Below are 21813 nucleotides of genomic sequence, written 5' to 3'. Positions count from 1 at the left end.
CGATCATCACAACGAGGAGACCAAAGTGACTATTACCGCATCCGAACACCTTGCCGACGTCACAGGCGTCGATGACGGCGCGGTTGCACGCGGCCAGTCCATCAAGTCGGTCTATGTGTATGAGGCGCCAGTCCGCTTCTGGCACTGGATCAATGCGCTGTCCATCGTCGTCCTGTGCCTGACCGGATATTTCATCGGCAGACCATTGCCCACCATGCCGGGCGAGGCCAGTGACCATTTCCTGATGGGTTACATCCGCTTCGCACACTTTGCCGCCGGATACATTCTCGCCGTTGGCTTGCTGGGCCGTATCTATTGGGCATTTGTAGGCAACCACCACGCACGCGAGTTGTTCTCCGTGCCGATTTTCCAGAGGGTCTACTGGCAGGAGGTGGCCGGCATGCTCCGTTGGTACGCTTTCATTGCGCCACGCCCGGGCCGCTATGTTGGTCACAACCCGCTCGCGCGCTTCGCGATGTTCTTCGTCTTTGTATTGACGTGCATCTTCATGGTCTTCACCGGATTTGCCCTCTACGGTGAAGGTTCACAGGCAGGCTCCTGGCAGGAGCGCCTGTTCGGCTGGGTCATCCCGCTATTCGGGCAGAGCCAGGATGTGCACTCCTGGCATCGCGTCGGCATGTGGGCGATGATCGTCTTCGTCATTCTGCACATCTATGCCGCCATCCGCGAAGACATCATGGGGCGCCAGAGCGTCGTCAGTACCATGATTTCAGGGTACCGTACCTTCAAGGACTGAGCGATTCATGCCTACGGGATCTTATCCTGCCGTTGACCAACGCGACGCGCCAGCGCGAGTGCGGTGCTGGCGCGACCGCCCCGTAGGCATCCCTCTGCGCACCCCCCGACATCCGGGCGAACTGCTGCAGCGCTACTGTCTTGCTCCCCTGGCGCTGAGCCAGTCCGAGGCGGCGCGACTCCTGGGTATGTCCCGCCGGCGGCTGCATGAGCTCGTGCACGGGCAGCGCGCCATGTCGACCGACACCGCCATCCGCTGTGCCCACCAGTTCGGCATCGACGCCGGCTTCTGGCTCGCCCAGCAAGCTGCCTGGGACAGCTTCCGTGCCTGGAAGCGATTGTCCTTGCCGACCCAACCCCTTCGCTGAATTCACACAGGCTCGCATGCCATGAGCGCCACTTCGACCGAAAACGCCTGTAACTCCTCTGGTGACACCTTGCCGACTCACATTGTCGTGCTGGGCATCGGCAACCTTCTCTGGGCTGACGAAGGCTTCGGTGTGCGTTGCATCGAGGCGCTGCAGCGCCGTTACGAGTTTGCCGATCACGTGCAGCTCATCGATGGCGGCACCCAGGGCCTGTATCTGATCCAGCATGTACAGGAAGCGGACGCGCTGCTGATCTTCGACGCCATCGATTACGGTCTCGAACCCGGCACGCTGAAAGTGGTGCGCGATGACGAGGTTCCGCGCTTCATGGGCACCAAAAAAATGAGTCTGCACCAGACCGGCTTCCAAGAGGTGCTCTCGCTCGCTGTCTTGACCGCCAAATACCCGCAGCAGGTGTTGCTGATCGGCTGCCAGCCGCAGGAGTTGGAGGACTACGGCGGCAGCCTGCGCCCGGTAGTCAAGGCCGCGATGGAAGAGGCGCTGGCGCTGGGTGTGTCCGAACTTGAACGGTGGGGCGCCCGCCCTGCTCTGCGTGAGACCCCGCTGGCACCGCGCGAAGCCGTGACGCTGGACGAACTGGCTCTGACCGCCTACGAAGCGCAACGCCCGACGGCGGAAGAAGCATGCCGCATCGGCGACGACAGGTTTCTGGTCAAGGACCTCTGACATGTGTATCGGAATCCCTATGCAGGTGCTCGAGACCGATGGCCGCTTCGCGCTGTGCGAAGGCCGCAGCGAGCGCCGCCGCATCAACACGGCATTGGTCGGCGAGGTGGTGCCCGGCTACTGGCTACTGGTGTTCCTCGACGATGCTCGCGAAGTCATCGACGCGGAGCGTGCGGCTGAGGTGAATGCGGCACTGGACCTGGTGCTTGGCGCCATGCAGGGCGCCGATGCGCTGGCCAATGTCGATTTCATGCTGCCCTCGCAGATGAACACCGAACAACTTCGAGCCCTCACCGGCCAGCGATTTTCTTCTGGAGAATAGATGATGGAAGTGACTGCAGCCCACGCTCCTTTGGTACAGCGCCTGGCCCGCGATTTCGGCGCTGCCTGGGTAGATGAACAGACAGTGACCGACTGGACCGCGGGCGGTGGCGACCGCGTCGTGCTGCTCGCTGGTGACCCGGTGCGTTTCCCTGAAGGTGTGGACGTGGCGGCCGTACTGCCCGAACTAATGAAGTCCTTTCCGAACCGCTTCGGCATCGCCGTGGTGCCGCGCGACAGCGAGGATGCAGTGGCTCGCCTCTACGGCTCGCAGCGCTGGCCCTCGCTGCTGTTCTTCCGCGACGGCCTATACGTGACCGCCATCGCCGGCATGCAGGACTGGGATATCTATCTGGCTGGCGTCGCCGCTGCGCTCGCCATGCCGCCTTCGCGCCCGCCCACTATCGGCATCCCGGTGGTCAGCCAGAGCGGCGGCAGCAGCTGCCACTGAAACCGCTGGTCACGCCGCAACGTCGCACAAGGAGCCTTTTGATGAAAGCCTTTCCGATTCCCGTGGTCGCTCTCGGCCCCGGCACCCAGACCGAAGAAGAGAGCCTCGACTACCTGCCCATGCCCAAGGAAATGGATACCTACCGCGCGCCCATGCTACCTGAACCGGGAGAAATTGCCGGTCGCGCGGTTGCACGCGATGTGCTGGGCCAGGTGCTGACATTGTTAGACCAGGTGGCTGGAGGCGGGGTGGGCGGTCAGATCGGCCTGCTCAATCTGCCGACGGAAGACCGGCGCCTGATCGACCAGGTGATGGGTGAGGGCGAAGCCAGCGCCATCGTGCGCGAGGAGGCCTCGCCGCTGGAGGTGCACATCCAGGAGTCGGTGTTCGCCGGCGTCTGGCGTCTTATGACCTTCAACGCAGGCGCGCTGATCGACGACGTGATCGAGGCCGGACCGGTGCCGGCGCTGCTGCGGCTGGTGGCCAAGGAGGACGCTGAAAGCGGGTACCGGCCCTGGCTCGGACCGTTGCCGTCCAACGTACAGAACGCGCCGTTGCTGGTCGACGAGGTGCGCGATCAGGTGGCGCGCTGGCAGCCGGGCCAGACCTCGCACGTAATCAATCTGACGCTGCTGCCCGTCACGCCCGAAGACATCGGTTTTCTTGACCACCAGTTGGGCACCGGCCGCGTGCTGCTGCTTTCGCGCGGCTATGGCAACTGTCGCATATCCAATACCCGTTTGCCCCACTGCTGGCGCGTGGTGTACTACAACTCCATGGATAAGGCGATTCTCAACACGGTCGAGGTGGTCGATATGCCTGAGGTCGCGATGGCGGCACCGGAAGACCTGCGCGACTCACACGAGCGGCTGCAAGACATTCTGACTTATCTGGAGTCCACATGAGCGGCTTCGACGGTCAAGGCTTTGAAGGCTCGTACCTTGGTAACCGCGAGGTGCTCAAGCCAGGCTCGCGCCTGGAATGCAAGATCTGCTGGTGGATCTATGACCCTGCGATCGGCGACCCGCAGTGGCAGATCCCGCCTGGCACGCCATTCGCCGATCTGCCACCGCACTGGCGCTGCCCTAACTGCGATTGCGATGCCGAGCAATTTCTGATGATCGAATGAATGCTCTGCACCATTTCGCATCTTCCCCCTCTCGGGCTGATTCCGCCAGCAGCCCGGCACAGCCGGTTCTGCGGTGTGTTCTGGACCAACGCGTGCAGCATCTAGTGGACTTCTACCGCCACGTACAGATTGAGCGCATGCAGGGTCTACCCATCCTGAATCCGGCCTTGGCCGTCGAGGCCATCGGCTTCGAGTGGGGCGATGCTGAACAGACGGTCGCCGAGGGTGTGCTCATCACCCCATGGTTCTTGAGTCTGGTTCGGCTTCTGACTGCCGACGCAGGAGCGGCACGTGTGGGGAGCAAGCGCATCCTCCCCTTCGGTCGGGAGTGTTTCGAATTCATCGCCGCCGAAGGCGGGCCGAATGGCAGCATTGAAAGTTGCAGCCTCTTCTCGCCCATGGACGAATTTGGCAGCCAGGCACTTGCCCAAGAGGTTGCGTTGACCGTGCTTGCCGAACTGCGGGTGCCACGTAAGCAGGTGGTGGCGACGCCGGCTGGTTCGTCCCCTGCCATCGCCATGCCATCGCGCCGGGCCTTGCTAATGGGGCGGCGCTCCGTCTGAGAACATGCGCAATCCATGAATACTGGATTCCATACTCTGGCCGGGCGGCTGCGCCTGCATCCGCGCCGCGTGCTCGGCAGCAACCTCCAGAGCACTCGACAGGCGCTGGCACGGCGGGTGGCGGCAGGCTGCCCGGCTGAGGCGCTGCCCGCACGTCTGGCCAGTTTGTTCAACCTGTGCGGCCAGGCCCACCGGCTGTGCAGCAGTTTGGCGCTGGGAGAGCTCGCACCCGAGCTCTCGCCACTGTTCCAGACCAACTCCGAAACCGTCCGTGACCGGCTCGAAACCGAAACACTGTGCGAACACGTGCGCCGCATCGGGCTTGACTGGCCCCGCGCGGCCAGTGGGTCGCACGGGGAACATCTGCTGGCTACCCTGGCCGGTTGCCCGTTGCTGGACCCAGCCTTCACGCGGCGCCGACACGGCGAAGCGGCGCTGGCGTGGCTGGAAGAACGCTGGCTGGGCATGCGGGCAACCGCTTGGTTGCACGAGTGGGAGCACGATGGTGGAGAAGCATTGACCCGCTGGGCGCAAGGCGACCGCACACCGCTGGCAGGACTGTTGCAAGCGTTGCGGACATTTGACAGTGCGCCGGTGCCGGCTGCGGTACCTCCGCTGTACCCACCCGTGGATGAAGTGGATGCACGACTCTGGCTGGCGCGGGTGCAGGCGTGTGCGGACTACACGGGTCTGCCGCAGCAGGAAGGCCGACCCTGTCATACCGGCAGCTGGTCCCGTGTGAATATGTCGGCTATACCCGGCGCCTCGACGCCATGGGTACTGCTAGGCTGCCGTCTGGCCGAGACGGTCCGTCTTTGCCTCGGCCAAGAATCTGAGGCTGCTGTGCTGGCATGGGGCGCCCACGCCCTGCCGGATGGCTGGGCGCTGGGCTGGGCGGAGATGGCGCGGGGCGTGCTCGTGCATCTTGTGCGCCTGCGCGGAGGCGAGACCGGGCAGGTGGTGGAGCGCTGCGAAGTGGTAGCCCCTACCGAGTGGAATTTTCATCCCCGAGGCGTGGCCGCGCAGGCGCTGGCGACCATCGCCGAAGAGGGAGGACAGGAGATGCCGGGACGGATCGCCCTCATGATGACCGCGCTCGATCCTTGCGTCGATTACGACATCGAGTGGTCCGTCGACAATGGCGGCATGATGTCCGACAAGGAACCGCGAGTGGAAGGAGGTGCACATGCATGAGGTAAGCCTGGCTGGCGGCGTGTTGCAGCTGGTGGAGCAGGCGGCACAGAGCGAGCACTTCGCGCGTGTGCTCAGCCTGCACCTGGAGGCCGGTCAACTTAGCGGCGTGGATGTGCGTGCTTTGCGCTTTGCACTGGACGGGCTGGCGCCGGGGACGGTTCTCGAGGGTGCGCGCTTCGTGATCGACGAACCGCCCGGGCTGGCCTGGTGCATGCCCTGCGGCGGCACGGTATCGTTGCGCGAGCGGGGCTTGCCTTGTCCCGGCTGCGGCAGCTTTCAGCTTCAGCCCACGGGCGGCATGGAGTTGCGCGTGGTGGATATGCAGGTCAGCGATGACTGATAGATACAAGGAGACGGTTATGTGTGTAGTCTGTGGGTGTAGCGAAAACGGCAAGTCGGGGTTGACCCCGAACGATGCGGTCGGTCCTGTCGTCGACGCGCGGGGCGATCTGCATTTCGGCGCCGGCGCGGCGCGGGTATCGGTGCCGGGCATGAGTCAAAGCCGGGCCGTGAAGCTGGAAGCCGACATCCTGGGATTGAACAACGAGGTGGCTGCACGCAATCGCACGCACTTCCACGCCCACGGCGTGCGTGCACTCAACTTGGTGTCCAGTCCCGGTTCAGGCAAGACCACACTGCTGTGCGCCACCATCGAACGGCTCCGGAAGAGCCGCCCCGAACTGCCGGTCGCGGTGATCGAGGGAGACCAGGAAACCAGCTTCGATGCCGACCGCATTCGTGCCACCGGTGTGCCAGCGGTGCAGGTCAACACCGGCAAGGGTTGCCATCTCGATGCGCCCATGGTTGCGGAAGCCTTCGCGCAGTTGCATCGTCATCATCACGATCATGAACACCACCATCATCAGCACGACCATCAGCATGGTCACGCCCATCACCACCATCACCCGGACGATGAACCGGCCAGCTTGCTGTTTATCGAGAACGTGGGCAACCTTGTATGTCCCGCGCTGTGGGACCTGGGTGAGGACGCCAAAGTGGCCATTCTCTCGGTCACCGAGGGGGAGGACAAACCCCTGAAATACCCCGACATGTTTGCCGCTGCGCAACTGATGATCCTAAACAAAATCGATCTGCTGCCGCATGTTTGTTTCGACGTCAATCGTTGTATTGAGTTGGCGCGGCGCGTGAATCCGGCCATCGAAGTCATCCAGCTTTCGGCCACCACCGGCGCGGGCATGGAGCAATGGGTGGCTTGGCTGATGGGTCACCTGGCGGGCGCGGCGGCGCAGGGGAGCGAACAGCGCGAACAGGCGTTGCGCCGCCAGATCGAGGCCCTGCAAGCAGAGCTGGCGTGTCTCAAACAGCAATCTGCGTGCGGGATCTAGGGCGATGAGCGCAACGTCGGGCATCACGGTTACGCCTTGGGGGACGCCCCGGGTCCTTGCCCTTGGGGCCTTTCTGAAGAACAGAGCCTGTGTGTGGGAAGGCATCGGGCAGGACATGGGCGAGGCGCGCTGGTCTGTCATGCACGACGACCTGGGCGACCCAGTCGCCTGCGCGGCGCTGGAGCGCACGGTTCAGGGCTGGCTTGGGGACGCAGGCGGCCGCGCGCCCGATGCGTTGGCGCATGACCTGCATCCGGACTTCTACAGCACGCGGCTCGCCCAGGACGTGGCGCACACCCTGGGTGTCCCCGCCATCGGCGTGCAGCACCATCATGCCCATGTCGCGGCGGTCATGGCCGCGCAGGGGCTTACGGGGCCTGTGATCGGATTGGCGTTGGATGGTTTTGGTCTGGGTAGCGACGGACAACCCTGGGGCGGGGAATTGTTGTGGGTGCAGGATCATCGCTGGCGGCGTTTGAACCACCTGTCCCTACTGGCCATGCCTGGTGGCGACCGCGCCGCTCGAGAGCCGTGGCGTATGGCGCTGGCCTGGAACGAGACCGCTGGCCGCCACGACGACGTATTGGCGCAAGCCGTAGGTACGGGCCGCTATCGTGCCATGCAGAACGTGCTGCGCAAGGGGCTGAACTCGCCCCTGACCAGCAGCGCGGGCCGCTGGTTTGACACCATGGCCGGCCTGCTGGGCCTGTGCCAGGAACAACAGGATGAGGCGCAGGCGGCCATCGCTCTCGAAGCAGCAGCCAGTCAGTGGTTGCAGGTGCAACCGCAGGTTGCCCAGGATCGGCACGATGCCTGGGCGCAGGGGGACGTACTGGATGTGCACGCACTGGTGGCACAAGCGTTGTCGCATCGGGTCGCGGGAGGTGACGCCGGCGAGGCTGCCGCCGTCTTTCATCTGGGGCTGGCAGACGGTCTGGCCTTGCATGCCGAGCGGCAGGCCCGAGCAACCGGGGTGCGCGATGTGTGCCTTTGTGGGGGCTGCTTCTTCAACCGGCTGCTGCGCGAGCGTGTGCAGCAGCGCCTGCAGGAGTCGGGCTTGCGCACCTGGATCGTGGGCGAGGCCTCCCATGGTGACGCGCACCTGGCCATCGGACAGGCCTGGGTAGCTGCTGCATGGCTGCGGGCCAGGGGTGAAGTTGCACTCACGGACGACGGCGAGTCCTTTTTTCGCTGTGATCCCATGGAGAACTAAAAATGTGTCTGGCATTGCCCACCTGCATTCTTGAAGTCCGGCCGCAGCAGCAGGCACTGGTCGAGCTCGGCGGCGTCAAGAAGGAAATCTCTACCGCTTTGGTCGGCGAGGTCAAGCCTGGCGACTATGTGATCGTGCATGTGGGCCATGCCATCGGGCTGCTCGACCCGGAGGAGGCAAAAAAAACCCTGGCCATGTTTGCCACCCTTGAGAACGGAGCTGCCGCATGAGATACGTGGACGAATTTCGTGATGGCGCCCTGGCTGGCAACATTGCCGCAGTCATCGCGCGCGAGGCTGACCCGGCGCGTACCTACCATTTCATGGAGTTCTGTGGTGGCCATACCCACGCAATCTCGCGCTACGGCGTGACCGACCTGCTGCCCTCGAACATCCGCATGATCCATGGCCCCGGCTGTCCGGTGTGCGTGCTGCCCATTGGTCGCGTGGACCAGGCCATACGGCTGGCCATCGAGCGCGGCGTCATCCTTTGCACCTATGCCGACGTGATGCGCGTGCCCGCCAGCGACGGCCTGTCGCTCATGAAGGCGAAGGCGCACGGCGCAGACGTTCGCATGATCTACTCCGCTGCCGACGCACTCAAATTGGCGCAGACCAACCCCGAGAGAGAGGTGGTGTTTCTGGCCATTGGCTTTGAGACCACGACCCCTCCCACGGCGCTGGTTGTGCAGCAGGCCCAAGCTGCGGGTGTGAAGAATTTCAGTGTGCTATGTAATCACGTGCTGACGCCCAGCGCCATCACACACATCCTAGAGAGCGCCGAGGTGCGCCAGTACGGGACGGTTCCCATAGACGGTTTCGTCGGTCCGGCGCATGTGAGCATCGTGATCGGTTCGCAGCCCTATTCGCACTTCGCAGAAGAATATCGCAAGCCGGTGGTAATTGCCGGTTTCGAACCACTGGACGTGATGCAGGCGATCCTGATGCTGGTGCGTCAAGTCAACCAAGGCCGAGCTGAGGTAGAGAACGAGTTCACCCGCGCCGTCACGCCTGAGGGCAATCTCGCGGCACAGAAGGTGGTGAGCGAGGTGATGGAGTTGCGCCAGAGTTTCGAGTGGCGTGGGCTGGGTGTGGTTCCCTACAGCGCACTTAAGCTGCGTCCGGCTTTTGGCGAGTTTGACGCCGAACTTCGGTTCGTTCTGCAGTACACGCCGGTGACAGATCACAAGCAGTGCGAATGCGGCGCCATCCTGCGCGGCGTCAAGCGCCCCACCGACTGCAAGCTTTTCGGCACCATCTGCACGCCGGAAAACCCGATGGGCTCGTGCATGGTTTCCTCGGAGGGGGCCTGCGCCGCGCATTATTCTTACGGGCGTTTTCGTGACATTCCTGTGGTGGTGTGAAACATGGCAATCAAGCGAGATTACATCCGTCCGCTGGACCTCAAGCAGGGCCGCATCGACATGAACCACGGCGCTGGCGGGCGCGCGAGCATGCAGTTGATCGAAGAAATTTTCTCTCGCGCCTTCGACAACGAATTCCTGCGACAGGGCAATGATGGCGCAGCGCTGCCGGCCCCGCCACCGGGACATACGCTGGTGATGTCGACCGACGGCCACGTGATTTCTCCGTTATTCTTTCCCGGTGGCGACATCGGCTGCCTGGCCGTGCATGGCACGGTCAACGACGTGGCCATGATGGGAGCCGTGCCGATGTACCTGGCCGCCAGCTTCATCATCGAGGAAGGATTTCCACTCGCCGATCTCAAGCGCATCGTTGACTCCATGGCAGCCGCCGCGCAGCAGGCTGGCGTTGCGGTGGTGACGGGCGACACCAAGGTGGTTGAACAGGGCAAGGGTGACGGCGTGTTCATTACCACCACGGGGCTAGGCGCGTTGCCTGCCGGACGACGCATCGGCGGCGCATGGGCGCAGGCCGGCGATGCGGTGATCGTCTCGGGCCCCATCGGCGAGCATGGCGTGGCCGTTCTCTCTCAGCGTGAATCGCTGGAGTTCGAGACGGCAGTGATCTCCGATACCGCGGCATTGCACGGTCAGGTGGCCCAGTTGCTGGCAGCCGTGCCCGAGGGTACGGTGCACACCTTGCGCGACCCTACCCGTGGCGGACTGGCCACGACGCTCAACGAAATCGCCCGTCAGTCTGGTGTCGGCATGCTGTTGCAGGAGGCGAGCATCCCGGTGCTGCCGCAAGTTGATGCCGCGTGCGAACTGCTCGGTCTTGATCCGCTCTACCTCGCCAACGAAGGCAAGCTTGTAGCCGTGGTGGCGCCCGAGGCTGCACCGGCCGCGCTGGCTGCGCTGCGGGCGCATCCGCTGGGTGCGCAGGCAGCGGTGATCGGTGAAGTGGTAGCTGACGAGCATCGCTTCGTGCAGATGAAAACCCGCTTCGGCGGTCGCCGTGTGGTGGACTGGCTTAGCGGTGAGCCTCTGCCACGCATTTGCTGATCACCGCTGTTGCATCCGAGAACCGACCCTCCATGCGCATCCTGCTTCTTTGTCACGCCTTCAACAGCCTGAGCCAGCGCCTGCACACGGTGCTACGCGAGGCGGGACACGAAGTTTCCGTCGAGCTGGACATCGCTGATTCCGTGACCGAACAGGCGGTGCAGGCCTATGCACCGGATCTGTTGCTGGCGCCTTTTCTCAAGCGTCGCATTCCGGAATCAGTGTGGCGCCGTCTGCCGTGCTGGGTCGTGCATCCGGGACCGCCGGGCGATGGTGGTCCTAACGCGCTGGACTGGGCTGTGCTGCGAGCGTTGCCCGAGTGGGGGGTCACGGTGCTGCAGGCCAATGGCGACTACGACGCTGGCCCTGTGCTGGCGTACGCGCCCTTTCCCATGCGCAATGCTACGAAGGCCAGCCTGTACCGTCACGAGGTGAATGACGCTGCCGTGCGCGCGGTACAGGAGGCTTTGTCCAGGTGGCAGGCGGGCCTGGACTCACCGAAAGTCGAGCGGTTGGGGTGTTGGCAGCCCCCGTTCAGCGCGGGGCAGCGGCAGATCGACTGGAAACGGCACACCACGGACGAGGTGCTCTGCATCGCGCGTGCAGCCGACAGCGTACCAGGAGCCATCGCTACACTGCTGGGCGAATCGTTGCGCGTCTTCGATTTGCATCCGGCGACTGAAGACGCCCTGGCCGGTCACGAGACAGCTGCACCGGGCGCAGTGCTCGCGCGCCGCGGCCCCGCCTTGCTGATTCGTACCGTGGATGGTGGTGTGTGGGTGGGTGCCGTGCGACGTGCGGCCGATGCCGACAGCCAAAGTCTGAAGCTGGCCGCAACGCTGGCGCTGGCCAGGCATTGCACTGATTTGCCGGAATTGACGGTCGCGCTGCAGGCGTCGGCCGATGAGTGGCGCGAACTGCGCTACGAGGAGTGGGGGGCGATCGATGCGCGTGTGGGCTGGCTCTCCTTCGATTTCCTCGACGGCGCAATGGGCCTGCGACAGTGCGTGCAGTTGCGCGACGCACTGCGCGAGCTGCGCCAGCGCGATACCCGCGTGCTGGTGCTGGCCGGTGGTGCCGATTTCTTTTCCAACGGCATCCACTTGCACGAAATCGAGCATGCTGCGCAACAGCCCGGTGACAGTGCGGCCGATGCGTCTTGGCGCAACATCCAGGCCATCGACGACGTGGCTCTGGAAGTGCTGTCGATGGATGACCGGTTGACTGTGAGTGCGCTGCGCGGAAACGCCGGAGCTGGGGGCTGCTTTCTGGCCATGGCGGCTGACCTGGTGTGGGCACATGAAGGGGTGGTACTCAACCCGCATTACAAGAACATGGGCAATCTCTTTGGTTCGGAATACTGGACCTACACCTTGCCCCGCCGGGTCGGTGCCGAACTAGCGCAGGCAATCACCCAGGATCGACTGCCCATCGGGACGGCGCAAGCGCTGAGATTGGGGCTGGTGGACCGGGTGTTCAGCACAGATGCGTGGTCCTTTGAGTCCCTAGCACGCGCGGCCGCGCAATCCCTTGCTGCGCAGCCCGACCTGGATGCTAGACTCGCCGCGAAACGGGTTAGGCGAGCTGCCGACGAGACACACAAGCCGTTGGCGAGCTACCGCGAAGACGAGCTGCGCCGCATGCACCGCAACTTCTTTGGCTTTGATCCCAGCTACCATGTTGCACGTCACTATTTCGTTCATCGCAAACCCCATAGCTGGACGCCGCGCCATCTGGCGATGCATCGTTGAGGCCGAGATTGTGTTGTCATGAATGCTCCAGAAAGTTTCCCTGTTCCGCGCGGCGATCTGCCAGTAGTTCTGCTCGTGGACGATGAGGTGCGGTCGCTTGATGCCTTGCGCCGTACGCTGGACGAGGACTTCCATATTCTCTCGGCCGCCAGTGCCGAGCAGGCTCTTAAACAACTAGAGCAGCATGAAGTCGCTGTCATCTTGTGCGACCAGCGTATGCCGGAGCAGACTGGTGTCGAATTTCTGAAAGAGGTGCGTGAGCGCTGGCCCGACTGTGTTCGCATCGTTATCTCGGGCTACACCGACTCGGAAGATATCATCGCTGGCATTAACGATGCGGGAATCTATCAGTACATCCTCAAACCTTGGGCGCCGCAGCATCTTCTGGAATCGGTACGTCATGCCGTCGAGGCGCAGAGCCTGCAAAAGCAGTCCAACCGTCTGAGTCTGGAGTTGCGTGCAAGCACAGGCGCCATTCGCCAGAAGCTGGCCACCCAGTTCGCTCAGGCGCGCAACGCCTTCGGCTTCGAGCGAATCGTGCGCGCTGTGGGGAGCCCGCTTGATGCGGTCTGTGATACCGCGCTGCGCATCGCCCGCTACCACCTCAGTGCGCTGGTCTTGGGTGAATCTGGCACGGGCAAGGAGCTGTTGGCTCGCGCCATCCACTACGCGTCGCCGCGCATGGCCGGGCCTTTCGTGGTGGAGAACTGCGCGGCCATGCCTGATACCTTGCTGGAATCGGAATTGTTCGGCCACAAGCGAGGTTCCTTTACCGGTGCCTACGAGGACCATAAGGGCTTGTTCCAACGCGCGCATGGCGGAACGGTCTTTCTGGATGAAATCGGCGAGACATCTCCCGCCTTTCAGGTCAAGCTGCTGCGCGTGTTGCAGGAAGGCGAGATCCGACCCGTGGGCGCAGCACACTCGATTCCCGTCGACGTACGCGTCATCGCGGCCACGCATCGCGATCTGGAGCAGTACGTGAACGAAGGGAAGTTTCGTGAAGACCTGTACTATCGTCTGGCCGGCGTCACGCTGACTATGCCGCCATTGCGTGAGCGGCTGGCGGACATACCGTTGATCGTGAAGCATCTTGCCGCCGAGGTGGCCGGCGAATTGGGCCATCCGTCGATGGTCGTAAGTGAGGAGGCCATGGGCTGTCTCATGTCCTACCCTTGGCCCGGCAATATCCGCGAACTGCGCAATGAACTGGCACGTGCGATGGCCTTGAGCGAGGGGTTGGCTCTTAATCCGGAAAACTTTTCCAGCCGGATGCTACTGGGTTGCGGGACTGTCCAGGCGCGGCAGGTGCTGCCGACGGGGATGCCCCAGCAGGGCACCCTGGCCGAGCGGCTCGATGCGATCGAGGCGGCTTTGATCCGCGAGGTTCTGCTGCGACATCACGGCAACAAGACACGAGTAGCCAAGGAACTTGGACTGTCCCGCGTGGGTCTGCGTGCCAAGATGCGCCGTTACGGTATGGAGGAAGCATGAGCACTATCAAGCAGACTTTGAACGTGCTTTGGCTGCAGTCAGGCGGTTGCGGTGGCTGCTCCATGTCGCTGCTGTGCGCCGACACAACCGATTTCCATGGTCATCTGCGTGCTGCCGGCATTGAGTTGCTCTGGCATCCTTCGCTCTCGCTGGCCAGCGGTTCTGAGTTGCTTACGCTATTGCAGGACATTGTGGACGGTCGTTTGCGACTCGATGCTCTATGCCTGGAGGGGGCAATGCTGCGCGGACCGGGCGGCACCGGGCGTTTCCATCTGTTGGCCGGAACCGGCCAACCTATGATCGACTGGGTTCGCCGTCTGGCGCCGCTGGCGCGCGACGTGTTGGCCATTGGTAGCTGCGCGGCCTGGGGTGGCGTCAGCGCTGGCGGTGGCAATCCTACCGATGCCTGCGGCTTGCAGTACGACGATGATCGGGTTGGCGGCTTGTTGGGCTTCGACTTTCGCGCCCGCAGTGGCCTGCCCGTGATCAATGTGGCTGGCTGTCCCACACATCCGGATTGGGTGGTGAGTACCCTGATGGGGCTGGCGCAGGGGAAGTTGGGATCCGATGACCTGGATGCTTTGGGCAGACCGCGTAGCTATGCCGACCAACTGGTGCATCACGGCTGCACTCGCAACGAATACTATGAATTCAAGGCCAGCGCGACGCGGCCATCCGATCTGGGCTGCATGATGGAGCATCTGGGCTGCAAAGGAACTCAGGTACATGCGGACTGCAATATCCGTTTGTGGAACGGGGAGGGGTCGTGCACCCGAGGCGGTTATGCTTGCATTGCCTGTACGGAACCGGGATTTCAGGAACCTGGACACGCTTTTCTAACTACGCCCAAGGTGGCGGGCATTCCCATCGGGCTGCCTACCGACATGCCCAAGGCTTGGTTCGTGGCGCTGGCATCGCTGTCAAAGAGTGCAACGCCCAAGCGTGTCAAGCTCAACGCTACGTCGGATCATCTGGTGGTCAAGCCGGCCGTGCGCAAGACGAGGTTGTCGTGAGCCGTCTGATCGTGGGCCCTTTCAACCGGGTCGAAGGTGACCTCGAAGTGGAACTCACTTTGCGCGATGGCTTTGTATCTTCAGCCCGCGTGACGGCGCCGATGTACCGAGGTTTTGAACAGATCCTGCAGGGCAAGTTGCCTGGGGACGCCTTAGTCTATGTGCCCCGCATCTGTGGCATCTGTTCCGTGTCCCAGTCGGTCGCCGCCTCGCGCGCGCTGGCGCAGCTTGCTGGCGTCGAGCCTGCCGTCAACGGACTGATCGCCACCAACTTGATACTGGCGGTCGAGAACTTGGCCGATCATCTGTCCCATTTCTATCTTTTTTTCATGCCCGATTTCTGTCGGGAAATCTACAGTGACCGCGACTGGCATGCTCAAGCGCGCGAGCGCTTCCTGCCTGATAGCGGTGAGTCGGTTCGTCTGGCACTGCAGGCGCGTCAGCGCTGGATGACCATGCTGGGCATACTAGCGGGAAAATGGCCGCATACTCAGACGGTTGATCCGGGCGGATCGACCCGGGCATTGGACGCTTCTGAGCGCATGAAGTTGCAGACACGACTGCGCGAATTCAGGATGTTCTTGGAGACCCGGTTTTTTGCCGCGCCGCTGGAAGAGGTCAGTGCCCTTTCCACCCAGAAAGCCCTGCTCGCGCGCTGGAGCGAACCTGAAGGGACGGGCGATTTCGGCCTGTTCCTGCATATCGCCCGAGATCTCGATTTACAACAACTCGGTCGCGGTCCGGGACGTTATCTCAGCTACGGCGCTTATCCCCTCGCTGATGGAGGACTGCTGATGCCGTCGGGGGTGTGGCGCGAAGATGGCTGGCGCCTTGATCCACTGGACTGCCAGTCCATTACTGAAGACGCTACCCATGCTTGGCTGCACCAGAACGGAGGCGCTTTGCATCCTTTCACTGGGTTGACTCTGCCTGACGCGGAGAAGGCTGACGCCTATACTTGGAACAAGGCACCGCGCTTGGCTGGCGAAGTGGTGGAGACCGGCGCGCTGGCGCGTCAACTCGCTGCGGGTCAGCCGCTGCTGCGCGCGGCGGTGGCCTCCGGAGGGGGCACGGTCTATACCAGGGTGCTAGCGCGCATGATGGAACTGGCCACGGTGGTGCCGGCCATGGAAACTTGGCTAGAGCAACTGGAGCCAGAAGCGCCCTATTGCCGGCCGTTTTCCTTGCCGCACAGCGGCCAGGCAGTTGGTCTGAATGAAGCTGCGCGCGGCAGCCTCGGCCACTGGCTGCGGGTGGAGGGCGGGCGCATTGTGAACTATCAGATCATTGCGCCGACGAGTTGGAACTTTTCCCCGCGCGACGCCGCCGGACAACCCGGTGCTCTGGAGCAGGCATTGGCAGGTGCGCCGATGCGCCAGGGCGAAACCACGCCGGTCGCGGTGCAGCACATTGTGCGCTCGTTCGATCCTTGCATGGTCTGTACGGTTCATTGACGGTGGGAGTATCGATGATGCAAGCGAGACCAGCATTGCTCGATGGACTGAATGAGCATATGCACCAGCACCCAGATGGCGTGGACGATGCGGCCTGGATGGACGTCATCAACAAGATGGACGAAGTCTATTCCCGCCTGATCGATGACGAAGTCGAACTGGAGCGCAAGAACGTCGAACTCGAGCAGTCTCAGCAGTTCATCGTCAGCGTGATCAGTTCGATGACGGATGTGCTAATTGTGTGCGACGTGGCTGGTCGGATCGAACGGGCCAATGCCGCGCTGTGTGCTCTGGTTGGCAGGACAGAGTCGGAAATTCTCGGTCAGCCACTGGCCATACTGCTGGCCGACGAGGCCAGCCAGGCCAAGGCGGCCGAGGTCAGCAAGGCTGCTTTCTTGGGCCTGCAGGCACAAGACGTAGAGCTGCAACTGCTTGACCGTGGTCGGCAGGCTGTTCCAGTGGATGCTCGATGCACACCGCGCACGGCTGGCAATGGTCGACGTGCCGGTACGGTCTGGGTCGGGCGGCCCATGGGTGAAATTAAACGCGCCTACATGGAGCTGCAGCAGACGCATGATGCGCTCAAACGTACTCAGCAGCAACTCATCCACTCGGAGAAGATGGCTTCTCTGGGGCAGCTTGTGGCTGGGGTCGCTCATGAACTCAACAACCCGATCAGCTTCGTGCTGGGCAACGTGCATGCCCTACAGCGCTACTGCGAGCGCCTGCAGACTTATATTGAGATGCTGGACGGACAACAGGATTCGGAGGCGCTACGGGAGCAGCGCCAGCGTCTGCGAATCGATCACGTACTGCACGATCTGCCTTCTCTTATCGACGGTACCCTGGAAGGTGCCAGTCGTACTGCCGACATCGTCAACGGGCTCAAGCGCTTTTCGACCATGGACAAGGAAGAGAAGCGGGTCGTGAATCTGGTCCAGGTCGTTGACCGTACCATCCTGTGGATGCGCCGTGTGCAACCGCAAACGGTGCAGATTCACTGGACACCGACCACAACCGCGCATGTGCTTGGCTCGGAGGGGCAGTTGCAGCAGGTACTGACCAATCTGCTGCAAAACGCGTTTGATGCGATAGCCACCGCAAAGTGTTCGCAAGGGCTAGTCTGGATCACGCTGCGACAGGCAGACGGACGCGTGTACATTCACGTTGCGGACAACGGCGCCGGCATTCTCCCTGAAGCCATGAGTCGCGTGTTCGACCCCTTCTTCACCAGTAAGCCCGTCGGCAAGGGCACCGGCCTTGGCTTGTCTATCAGCTACGGACTGATCGAACAGCACCAAGGGGTTCTCTCTGTGCGCAACCGTAATGAAGGCGGCGCGGAATTCACCATCGATTTGCCGCAGGCTCCGGGCTTCTCTTTTCCCAGGAGTGGTGGAGAAGGGGTTTGATGCGTGGATGGGGGATATACCTAGCGATGCTCCTGTGGCAGTTGCCGGCGCAGGCGCATCGTGAGCACGAACCGCAGGACGAGGCGGTACTACCCGTCGTGGAAGTTCGCTCTGAGGGTGAAAGCGCTCCTGCGCTCGGATTGATGGATGCAGCTTCTCAAGGCACGGTGGGGGCAAACAGAATCGCAGGACGTCCGCTGGCGCGCCCGGCCGACGTGCTGGAGTTGGTGCCGGGGTTGATCATCACCCAGCACTCGGGGCAGGGTAAAGCCAATCAATATTTCCTGCGCGGCTTCAACCTCGATCACGGCACGGACTTCGCGACCACAGTTAACGGCGTTCCGGTCAACATGCCGACGCACGCGCATGGTCAAGGCTACAGCGACCTGAACTTTCTGATTCCCGAACTGGTCGAGCGCATGGACTTTCGCAAAGGGCCTTACTTCGTCGGTCAGGGCGACTTTGCGTCCGCGGGGGCGGCAAACTTTCACTACCGCCAGCAACTCGACGCGCCGTTCGTTGACCTGAGCGTGGGCAATCATGGCTATGCGCGCGCGCTGTCAGCCGATTCCGGCGTCTGGGCCAGCGGCCTGCGCTGGCTCGCCGCATTCGAGGCCATGGGCGACGACGGGCCGTGGTCCAACCCCGACAGACTGCAGAAGCGCAATTTGCACATGGGCTTGGCCGGCGGCAGCGCGCGTGAAGGCTGGAGTGCTAGCGCTGTGGCCTACCGTGCGCGTTGGAACAGCACCGACCAAGTGCCGCAGCGCCTACTCGATTCCGGTTCATGGCGGGGACGCCCCTTTTCGCGCTGGGATGCAGTGGACCCCAGCGACGGCGGCGAAACGCAGCGCGTGAGCCTCGCAGCCGAATGGCACCGCATCGGTCAGGGCACACACGACAGAGTAAGCGCCTGGTGGCTGGACTACGGACTGGATCTGTGGTCCAACTTCACCTACGCTATGAACAACACCACGCTGGGTGACCAGTTTGCCCAGCGTGATCAGCGCCAGGCCATGGGTCTGACGACATCGCGGCAGTGGCACCATGTTGGCGGCTCCTGGGGCGACGGCTTCAGCACCCTGGGCTTGTACTTGCGTCAAGACAATATCCGTGTGGGACTGTACAACACCGTGGCGCGCCAGATCACTGCCACCGTGCGCGACGACCACGTGCGCCAGAGCCTCCTGGGGCTGTACGCGGAAAACCAGTGGCAATGGACGCCCTGGCTGCGCAGCATCGCCGGGCTGGCGGTAGATCGGCTGGATGCGCAGGTGCAAAGCTTCACCCTGCCGGACAACTCCGGCGTTGCGCAGACAGCGCTGCTGTCGCCGAAGGCGGGACTGGTGCTGGGGCCGTGGCACAAGACCGAGTTCCATGTCAACGCCGGCCGGGGTTTCCACAGCAACGACGCGCGGGGCATGACGATGCAGCGCGACCCGGCCAATCCGGCGCAAGCCATGAGTCCTGCGCCGGGGCTGGTGGCCACGCAGGGCATGGAAGCCGGCCTGCGCAGTCAGCCCATGCCAAACTTTCTCACCTCGCTGGTGCTGTGGCGGCTGAATCTGGATTCTGAGCTGATCTATCAGGGCGACAGCGGGACCACCACCGCCGGGCGGGCCAGCACGCGCTACGGGCTGGAGTGGAGCAGCCAGTGGCAGCCCGCGCGGCGCTGGCAGCTCGACCTGGACTTGAGCTGGAGCCATGCGCGCTATACGGAGGGCCCCGAGGTGCGGCGCTACATTCCCAATGCGCAGGAGCAGGTGGCGCAGCTTACGCTGAGATGCAAACCCGATGCGCAATGGCTGGTGGCCGTGCAGATGCGCTCCATGGGCTCGGCCCCGCTGACCGACGACAACAGCGTGCGCTCCGCGTCGTCGGTGACGACAAACCTGCGAGTGCAGCACGATCTCACGGGTCGCGCGACGGTGACGCTGGACGTCTTCAATCTCTTCGACCGACGCGTCAACGACATCCAGTACTTCTATGCCAGCCAGCTTGCCGGAGACTCGCAGCCAGTCACCGGTTTGCATGTGCACCCTGCCGAACCCTTGAGCGTACGGATCGGCTTGCGTGTGAAGTTTTGATGGGCGAAGCTTCATGAAGAGAAACTACATCGGCCTGTCGGGTTCCTTTCGCGATGCTGCTATCTGTATCGTGAACGCGCATGGCGAGATTGTCCACGCAGAAGCTCTGGAGCGAACGCTTCAGTACAAACGAGCCTTCAACGTCACTCCCGAGCCTTATGCGCGCCTGCAGGAACTGATTTCGGAATACTGCAATCCACACGCCGAACTCGTCTTCGCTCATGCATGGAGCGATTCTGCAACGCAGGCGCTGCGGCGCGAGAAAGCTCGCCTGCAGGTGGGTGCGCAAGAGTGTGAGAGTGACGAGAAGTGCGTCAGCCTGGCTCATCGCCTGCAAGCTGGCGCATTGTTCGCAATTGCTTCGCAACTGTCGACGCTTGCTCAGCGCGGCCAAGGCATCGAGTACGCCCTTGCACGTTTGGGGGCTCGCGCGGGCCAAAAGGTGATTCACCGCACATTCGAGCATCATCTGGCCCATGCTGCAACGGCCTGTTACACCAGCCCGTTTGACGCTGGCGTGTGTGCCATCCTGGACGACCTGGGGGAGGGGCGCACTGCGGCCTGCTATGACTATCGCGATGGCGAGCTGCGAGTAATCGACTCTAAGGGGTCGGCAACAAACGCAGGCTTGGCCGGTTTCATGGAGCTGGTGTGTCAATTGTGCGGCTTCGATCCGATGGCCGGCGAGGCCTGGAAGGTCATGGGGCTTGCGCCCTATGGTCGGCCTGATGACGAGTTGCTGCAGCTACTCCGTTCTTTGCTAAACGTTGACGGCTTGCGCATTGAATTCCGCCCCCTGGCCGCCTCGTTGCGGGCGTTGGAGCAGATCTCCCCCAAGAGAGGCGAAGCGGGCGAACGTATCGCCGATTTCGCCAATGCTGGGCAAGCCGTGTACACGGAGACCTTGATGGTTTTTCTGAACCATTTGCACGCTACCAGCGGTTCAGACCATCTTGCTTATGGCGGCGAATGCGCTCTCAACTCGGCGGCCAACGGGCACATCCTTCAGAACACCGCTTTCCGCCAGCTGCACGTGTTCAGTGCACCGGCGGATGACGGTAACGCCATTGGTGCGGCACTTCTTGCGTTTCGCGAGGACCACCCCGATCATCGCTTCGGAGCGCACGCCCACACGCCCTATCTTGGTTCGTGCCTGTCGACACAGACCCTGCAGGACGTGATGCAGTTCAGCGGCCTGTCTGGCCTGCGGCGATGTAGCGACGCGCCGGCGGTGGCGGCTCAACTGCTGGCACAGGGCAAAGTCATCGGCTGGCTGCAAGGGGCAGCCGAGTTCGGTCCTCGGGCGCTGGGAAACCGTTCTATTTTGGCTGACCCCCGTGTGCCTGGCGTGAAGGATATGATCAACGCCCGAGTAAAGTTCCGAGAGGGTTTCAGACCGTTTGCTCCTGCTGTCCTAGATAATTTCGGTTCCGAATATTTTGAGAACTACCAATCATCGCCCTACATGGAGCGTACCCTCAGGTTCAACGGCGTCGTGCGCGACAGAGTTCTTGGTGTTGTTCATGTCGATGGAACAGGCCGGGTGCAATCGGTGACACCAACGTCCAATCCGCGCTTTTATCAATTGATTGCCAGATTCCATGAATTGACTGGTGTTCCGCTAGTGCTCAACACCAGTTTTAATGTGATGGGCAAACCCATCGCAAATACTGTAGAGGACGCCTTGTCAGTCTTCTATACAAGCGGACTGGACGCATTGTTCATGGACGATTTTCTTATCGAAAAAACTCAAGACTTGCGATGAATTGATTCTATGGTTTCGAACGAAAATCCAAGTATTGCGGATTGCAATCGAAATTCTGCTCACATGAAAGGTCTATTTGTTGCTGAGTGGTTTTGAGTTCATCTGACTGGCTAGTCTAGATATGGATCGCAGATATAGAATGGCTTGACGCAGCGTACATTCTGGACGGCAAGGGCTGATTTCTTTCAGCAGTACCTGTTTCGCCCACGTAGACCGTCCTCGCGTGATCAAGGTCAATGCCGAATCGGTTGGTCAATGGGCAACCGTCAGGCCATCCCCTCTTGAACATGAGAGGGGATGGCCGGGCGGTTACAGCTGTTCACCTGATACCAGCCGTTTAGTCGCCACGGTGCGAACATTTGGATGACAGCTTTAGGGATTTGCTGA

Annotated in this window: 22 protein-coding genes; all 22 read left to right on the top strand. The window is 62.3% G+C overall.

All coding sequences use genetic code 11. The features are described from left to right. Window positions 1-31 precede the first annotated feature (31 nt). The 22 genes from cybH to CDE01S_RS15295 all read left to right on the top strand — a co-directional run bounded on the left by cybH (window position 32) and on the right by CDE01S_RS15295 (window position 21426). A complete protein-coding gene (cybH, locus tag CDE01S_RS15400) occupies window positions 32-757 on the top strand; it encodes a Ni/Fe-hydrogenase, b-type cytochrome subunit (RefSeq protein WP_245636193.1) in 726 nt (241 codons plus the stop codon). Window positions 758-764: 7 nt separating this feature from the next. Next, the gene (locus CDE01S_RS18270; RefSeq protein ID WP_084382924.1) at window positions 765-1124 is read left to right on the top strand and encodes a HigA family addiction module antitoxin; all 360 of its coding nucleotides are present in this window, start codon (window positions 765-767) and stop codon (window positions 1122-1124) included. A gap of 21 nt (window positions 1125-1145) precedes the next feature. After that, complete coding sequence (locus tag CDE01S_RS15390; protein WP_066709523.1) at window positions 1146-1811, top strand: HyaD/HybD family hydrogenase maturation endopeptidase; 666 nt, start codon at window positions 1146-1148, stop codon at window positions 1809-1811. 1 nt (window position 1812) lies between these two features. Beyond that, complete coding sequence (locus tag CDE01S_RS15385) at window positions 1813-2133, top strand: HypC/HybG/HupF family hydrogenase formation chaperone (protein WP_066709520.1); 321 nt, start codon at window positions 1813-1815, stop codon at window positions 2131-2133. Window positions 2134-2136: 3 nt separating this feature from the next. Beyond that, on the top strand, window positions 2137-2583 hold the full coding sequence (locus CDE01S_RS15380) for a thioredoxin domain-containing protein (RefSeq protein ID WP_369406370.1): 447 nt from the start codon (window positions 2137-2139) through the stop codon (window positions 2581-2583). Window positions 2584-2624: 41 nt separating this feature from the next. Next, window positions 2625-3488, top strand: a complete 864-nt coding sequence (locus CDE01S_RS15375) for a hydrogenase expression/formation protein (RefSeq protein ID WP_066709518.1) — start codon at window positions 2625-2627, stop codon at window positions 3486-3488. After that, a complete protein-coding gene (locus CDE01S_RS15370; RefSeq protein WP_066709517.1) occupies window positions 3485-3712 on the top strand; it encodes a rubredoxin in 228 nt (75 codons plus the stop codon). Before CDE01S_RS15375 ends, CDE01S_RS15370 begins: the two co-directional genes overlap by 4 nt. Beyond that, window positions 3709-4275, top strand: a complete 567-nt coding sequence (gene hybE, locus CDE01S_RS15365) for a [NiFe]-hydrogenase assembly chaperone HybE (RefSeq protein WP_084382923.1) — start codon at window positions 3709-3711, stop codon at window positions 4273-4275. The genes CDE01S_RS15370 and hybE overlap by 4 nt, the downstream gene beginning before the upstream one ends. A 15-nt stretch (window positions 4276-4290) precedes the next feature. Further along, window positions 4291-5469: a hypothetical protein gene (locus tag CDE01S_RS15360; RefSeq protein WP_066709513.1), complete on the top strand. Its 1179-nt coding sequence runs from the start codon at window positions 4291-4293 to the stop codon at window positions 5467-5469. After that, complete coding sequence (locus CDE01S_RS15355; RefSeq protein ID WP_066709511.1) at window positions 5462-5809, top strand: hydrogenase maturation nickel metallochaperone HypA/HybF; 348 nt, start codon at window positions 5462-5464, stop codon at window positions 5807-5809. Before CDE01S_RS15360 ends, CDE01S_RS15355 begins: the two co-directional genes overlap by 8 nt. Window positions 5810-5828: 19 nt before the next feature. Continuing rightward, window positions 5829-6815 (top strand): hydrogenase nickel incorporation protein HypB, encoded by a 987-nt coding sequence (gene hypB, locus CDE01S_RS15350; RefSeq protein ID WP_066709508.1) that lies wholly within the window; start codon window positions 5829-5831, stop codon window positions 6813-6815. Window positions 6816-6819: 4 nt separating this feature from the next. After that, on the top strand, window positions 6820-8028 hold the full coding sequence (locus CDE01S_RS15345) for a Kae1-like domain-containing protein (RefSeq protein ID WP_066709504.1): 1209 nt from the start codon (window positions 6820-6822) through the stop codon (window positions 8026-8028). A gap of 2 nt (window positions 8029-8030) precedes the next feature. Further along, entirely contained in the window at window positions 8031-8258 is a 228-nt protein-coding gene (locus CDE01S_RS15340) for a HypC/HybG/HupF family hydrogenase formation chaperone (protein ID WP_066709502.1), read from the top strand. Further along, the gene (gene hypD / locus CDE01S_RS15335) at window positions 8255-9391 is read left to right on the top strand and encodes a hydrogenase formation protein HypD (RefSeq protein ID WP_066709499.1); all 1137 of its coding nucleotides are present in this window, start codon (window positions 8255-8257) and stop codon (window positions 9389-9391) included. Before CDE01S_RS15340 ends, hypD begins: the two co-directional genes overlap by 4 nt. Before the next feature lie 3 nt (window positions 9392-9394). Then, window positions 9395-10453: a hydrogenase expression/formation protein HypE gene (hypE, locus tag CDE01S_RS15330; protein WP_066709496.1), complete on the top strand. Its 1059-nt coding sequence runs from the start codon at window positions 9395-9397 to the stop codon at window positions 10451-10453. 32 nt (window positions 10454-10485) lie between these two features. Further along, window positions 10486-12204, top strand: a complete 1719-nt coding sequence (locus CDE01S_RS15325; RefSeq protein ID WP_066709493.1) for an enoyl-CoA hydratase-related protein — start codon at window positions 10486-10488, stop codon at window positions 12202-12204. Between the two features lie 18 nt (window positions 12205-12222). Then, complete coding sequence (locus CDE01S_RS15320) at window positions 12223-13698, top strand: sigma-54-dependent transcriptional regulator (RefSeq protein WP_066709490.1); 1476 nt, start codon at window positions 12223-12225, stop codon at window positions 13696-13698. Then, complete coding sequence (locus tag CDE01S_RS15315; RefSeq protein ID WP_174525476.1) at window positions 13695-14711, top strand: NADH-quinone oxidoreductase subunit B family protein; 1017 nt, start codon at window positions 13695-13697, stop codon at window positions 14709-14711. The genes CDE01S_RS15320 and CDE01S_RS15315 overlap by 4 nt, the downstream gene beginning before the upstream one ends. Beyond that, the gene (locus CDE01S_RS15310) at window positions 14708-16165 is read left to right on the top strand and encodes a nickel-dependent hydrogenase large subunit (RefSeq protein ID WP_066709488.1); all 1458 of its coding nucleotides are present in this window, start codon (window positions 14708-14710) and stop codon (window positions 16163-16165) included. Before CDE01S_RS15315 ends, CDE01S_RS15310 begins: the two co-directional genes overlap by 4 nt. Before the next feature lie 59 nt (window positions 16166-16224). Continuing rightward, window positions 16225-17574 carry a sensor histidine kinase gene (locus CDE01S_RS15305; RefSeq protein WP_245636190.1) on the top strand — a complete coding sequence of 450 codons (1350 nt, stop codon included), beginning with the start codon at window positions 16225-16227 and terminating at the stop codon, window positions 17572-17574. 143 nt (window positions 17575-17717) lie between these two features. Continuing rightward, complete coding sequence (locus CDE01S_RS15300) at window positions 17718-19661, top strand: TonB-dependent receptor (RefSeq protein ID WP_066709485.1); 1944 nt, start codon at window positions 17718-17720, stop codon at window positions 19659-19661. 13 nt (window positions 19662-19674) lie between these two features. Beyond that, window positions 19675-21426: a carbamoyltransferase family protein gene (locus tag CDE01S_RS15295; RefSeq protein ID WP_066709482.1), complete on the top strand. Its 1752-nt coding sequence runs from the start codon at window positions 19675-19677 to the stop codon at window positions 21424-21426. Window positions 21427-21813: the final 387 nt, after the last annotated feature.

Source organism: Curvibacter delicatus NBRC 14919 (assembly GCF_001592265.1).
GTDB lineage: Bacteria > Pseudomonadota > Gammaproteobacteria > Burkholderiales > Burkholderiaceae_C > Hylemonella > Hylemonella delicata.
The sequence above is the reverse complement of the archived record's forward strand: the minus strand, read 5'-3'. Positions and strand labels throughout refer to the sequence as shown.